Origin of the sequence: Pedobacter sp. (assembly GCF_045628745.1) — a bacterium.
Lineage (GTDB): Bacteria > Bacteroidota > Bacteroidia > Sphingobacteriales > Sphingobacteriaceae > Pedobacter.
In genome coordinates this window covers 1-3,822 of the sequence record NZ_JAZQPU010000256.1, presented here as the reverse complement: position 1 = coordinate 3,822, position 3,822 = coordinate 1, and the positions used below count along the sequence as shown (strand labels likewise).

The window sequence follows — 3,822 nt, the reverse complement described above, 5'->3', positions numbered from 1 at the left end:
ATGTTCGAAGCAACTCGCTATACAGCCGAGGGGTTCGCACATGCATTTCGTGATCCCTCCAATCCACATGACAATATAGACGAATACTTCGATACGATTGCCAATTGGATTATCCATTAACAGCAGTTCTATCGTTTTCAGAGACATACAAACCGCTCTGCTGCGCAAAACAGAGCCATTATGACTAAAGCCTTTTCTGCATAGTCGCTTCACTGTACCCCGCGTTCATTTTACTTTACAAAACCAGGGGGATTCAGATCGAACACGAGCGCATAGAAAATAGCCGTCGATCACATAACCAACGGCGGCTTTCACGGCTCTGGGCTAGTGGATATGTTTCGGGAAGAATCTAGCTCCTTATTTCAATCCTAGTTCGTCTAAACGATTTAGAATTTTGTTGCATGTTGTGTACACTACAGAGCCCAGACCTAAAATAGGAGTAATTATTGGGTCGAAGCTTTCAAGGCCAAATCGTTCCCTTATTTCATGTAAAATTAATTGCTTTTCACTACCGGTTTTATGGTCAAAATGCCTTGACCCTAATTTATTCGCAACAAAACTTATGAGGTCTTTATAAGAATAATGACCGTAGTCAGTACATAGTATTGGTAAAGCTAAAAAATCGTTCCTATTAAAGCTCTGAACACCGCTATACTCTTTATGTGGGCAAATCATGGTCTTGTTCGGCGCTTCGGCAACCAATGGGTATCCATCATTATTGCTGTGATAGGTACTTCCAAGGAACATAACTTCGAATTTAATATTGCGATTACGTCTATTTCTTAGTTCAGGAATCTCTTGGAGTATAGCGCCCAGCAGTCCATTATTATCTGATAGCAGAAGGTCGCGAACCAATCCAGCAGCCTCGATAGCATCATATAATTCACCCCGCTTAATAGCGTCACCAAGCATCTTAGTTTTGTATTCAAATAATCCAATTAGTTCAGACTGATTTTTCATTTGTACCTCAAGTATCAATGAGGGGACGACGGGATTCGAACCCGCGTTGTCCTTACAGTCAGTAAGATGCTCAGCCACTAAGCCACGTCCCACCCGCAAGTATAACATTTGAGGTTAATAGGTATGCCTCAGGAAGTTTTATACTTAATTCATCGGCTTTTTCTTTGAATTGCCTATAGAAGTACTCTTGAACATAACTTTTGGATCGTATGTCTTATTTTTATGTTCTCGGGCTTTTTCTAATTCAGCTTCGGCAGGTTCGTATTTCGCAATCTCATTAATAAACGAACGATATTGCTCTAGAGTTTTAAATGATCGTGTATCTACACCTTTTATATGTGCTACGAAACAATCCACATGAGCGAGTAAATTTATGCATTTAATGCGTAGAATCGTGTTGGCATCCAGCTGTTGATCCATTCCCATTTTAATAGTTTGATTGTCTGAAGCAATCACGCTCATGGCTAGCTGCTCTTTTTTGAGCAAAGATGTATGTATGGTACTAAATAAGACTTTATAAAATTCGGCAAAATCATTAACATTTTTATTTTGCAGTTCTATCTCTTGGCACAAGTTGCCCCATAGGATAACAATCTTACCATTTAATATTTGCTGCGCAATATTAGGATCTGGTTTTGGATAATCGAATGGTGTATTTAACTGCATCAAAGCTAAATTTTTTTCACCATCTTTTTTCACCAAACCTTGTTTTATATTTGTCACATATTCGTTATTCGCTTCACACTTCATCATGAGGTCGGTCAATGTAAGTTCGGCCGATTGAAGCCCTTTTGCGTTTTCTTGAATCAATGCTCGATTCAGACGCAATTTATGAATATCTTCTTGTTTATTTCGCTCTCGATTACCAATAAAAAATGCAGTTAAAGTACCTACCGATGCTCCCAATACCGCGCCAAAAATTGAACCATAGACTTGTTTTTCAGTATCGGTAAAGGTTATACCTGGAATTAAATCAATCATATCGTAAGTTTATACCAGCTACTTTCAAATAAATAGATACCAACTTGATTCCAAGATTCCAAGATTTATTCTTGGAATCAAATAAAACATTATATAATAGCGTTTCCATTATCACATGGAGGCATAGCGGTAAAGCCTTTTCCGCTCATTCACAAAAGAAAATACTGGCGTGCTTTCTTTTGCTTCAATCGCTACACCGAACCCCGCGATTGTTTTGCCTCAGCAAAACCGGGGGCTCGAACCACAATCTCAGACTAAGAAAATAACCTTAGATCAAAAGACCTAAGGTTATTTTCATGGCTGGGATGGAGGGATTCGAACCCCCGAATGCTGGAACCAGAACCCAGTGCCTTACCACTTGGCGACATCCCATCAGCATTACAAATTGTACCACTGATTATTTAATTGCTCAAGTAGGTAGTTCAGATACGGGATCTTCCTTCATCGGGCTGGACGAGACGGGGTTGTCGCTGGCAGTTGGCGTACCGAACTGATCGCGCAGTTCGAACAAAAAGTACCCCCCAATTACTGCTAGCAACAGCCCGACAATCAGGCCCGGAATGTTCACGCTAATAATATCACCCACGATAATTAGCACTGTGTTAATCACTAACACAAGAAACAATAAATCCCAGCCACGCTTGAGTAGTTTACGTAGCGGAGAGATCGCTAACGCTAGCAGCACCGTCTGTATGATCAGTTCAAGTAGTGACAGGATGGTAAGTACGATAAAAACCCCACTCACGGCCGCACCTATCGTTGAATCATACGGAACGTCGACAGCAACCAGACCCATATTAACACCCAGTAGTGCGACTGCAAGCAGCCCGAACACGCCAATCACACCCAGTACACTAAAAATAACTGCGACCAGCACTATCCACCAGGCATTTTGTGCCAGCCATGTACGAAACCCCACCGGAAAATGCGGGAGTTTATCATATTGTACGGCAAGCGCCGTTTCGAGTTTATGAAGTACGTCCATATCACCTCCTTTGTTACCAAAATCTCGTCGTCTAGCGAGAGGAATAACGTCTACTTTGTCGCGCGCGCAGGTCGTGTCAGTGTTGGCCACATACCCCAGCTTGCCCACCCGGCAAGCCCGACTAGTAGTACCGCGAAAGCGACGCTCCACCAGCCAAAAGGAACTGTTACGGTAGTACCCAGGAACCCAGAGTCACCGACCGCATTTACTGTCATATATACTCCGACCATCATATACAGCCATAACGTCGCTGCTACCCAGCCTAGCACCATACTCGTCACTCGCATCAGCGGACTAACATACATCCGCAGCAGGAATGGCAGCGCAAAGACCTGCGCTATCACCAGCACGCTGACCAGTATCGTTGCCTGTGATTCGCCACCACCCAGACCAAAACTTTCGACTAACGGAATCATTTCTTCAAATTTAAATAGCTGCGCGACAACCATCACGGTTAATAGCCCAGCGAGTAGCAGCGCCCCGTACTGCACGGCTGGTGTTTTCGGCTTTGGCGGAACAGTAGGTTCGGCTAATTTCGTCATATAACTAGTATACTCTATTCGATCGACCGTTTAGCAGTTGGTTCACGGCGAGGCGCCACTGGAGCGGGTTGCTTCCAACTTGCCCCCAGAACGGCGATAAAGCCAGTCACTACCAGCAGAATACTTAGTCCATACCCTAGCCATGGCGCATTAATAAGTGTCAGATCACTCAGTAACATAAATAGCCCTGCTCCGAGTAAAATGACTCCTACCGTCGGCGTCGAGCTGCCGATTGCCACCCCTACAAGTATTGTCAATGTCGCTAACCAAAACTCTGCCTCCTCTCTGTTAAATAAGCTAAAAAACAACGCAACGCCCGTCACGATGAGTACACTACCAACAGTTATTCTTGTT

General features: G+C 43.5%; 5 protein-coding genes and 2 tRNA genes. All 7 read right to left on the bottom strand.

The window, feature by feature from the left end:
* Nucleotides 1–357: 357 nt before the first annotated feature.
* A complete protein-coding gene (locus ACR2F7_RS09755; RefSeq protein WP_432713384.1) occupies nucleotides 358–960 on the bottom strand; it encodes a hypothetical protein in 603 nt (200 codons plus the stop codon).
* A gap of 20 nt (nucleotides 961–980) precedes the next feature.
* A tRNA-OTHER gene (locus tag ACR2F7_RS09750) sits at nucleotides 981–1,051 on the bottom strand.
* Between the two features lie 53 nt (nucleotides 1,052–1,104).
* Nucleotides 1,105–1,941 (bottom strand): hypothetical protein, encoded by an 837-nt coding sequence (locus tag ACR2F7_RS09745; protein ID WP_432713383.1) that lies wholly within the window; start codon nucleotides 1,939–1,941, stop codon nucleotides 1,105–1,107.
* A gap of 297 nt (nucleotides 1,942–2,238) precedes the next feature.
* Nucleotides 2,239–2,313: transfer RNA gene (locus ACR2F7_RS09740), tRNA-Gln, on the bottom strand.
* Between the two features lie 37 nt (nucleotides 2,314–2,350).
* The gene (locus tag ACR2F7_RS09735) at nucleotides 2,351–2,926 is read right to left on the bottom strand and encodes a hypothetical protein (protein WP_432713382.1); all 576 of its coding nucleotides are present in this window, start codon (nucleotides 2,924–2,926) and stop codon (nucleotides 2,351–2,353) included.
* Nucleotides 2,927–2,976: 50 nt separating this feature from the next.
* On the bottom strand, nucleotides 2,977–3,468 hold the full coding sequence (locus tag ACR2F7_RS09730) for a hypothetical protein (protein ID WP_432713381.1): 492 nt from the start codon (nucleotides 3,466–3,468) through the stop codon (nucleotides 2,977–2,979).
* Between the two features lie 14 nt (nucleotides 3,469–3,482).
* On the bottom strand, nucleotides 3,483–3,822 hold a 340-nt coding region (locus ACR2F7_RS09725; protein ID WP_432713380.1), incomplete at its 5' end, for a hypothetical protein.

Bases quoted from the DNA above. Each gene is read 5' to 3' on its own strand.
- ACR2F7_RS09755 (WP_432713384.1), bottom strand. From the start codon at position 960: ATGAAAAATCAGTCTGAACTAATTGGATTATTTGAATACAAAACTAAG.
- ACR2F7_RS09745 (WP_432713383.1), bottom strand. From the start codon at position 1,941: ATGATTGATTTAATTCCAGGTATAACCTTTACCGATACTGAAAAACAA.
- ACR2F7_RS09735 (WP_432713382.1), bottom strand. From the start codon at position 2,926: ATGGACGTACTTCATAAACTCGAAACGGCGCTTGCCGTACAATATGAT.
- ACR2F7_RS09730 (WP_432713381.1), bottom strand. From the start codon at position 3,468: ATGACGAAATTAGCCGAACCTACTGTTCCGCCAAAGCCGAAAACACCA.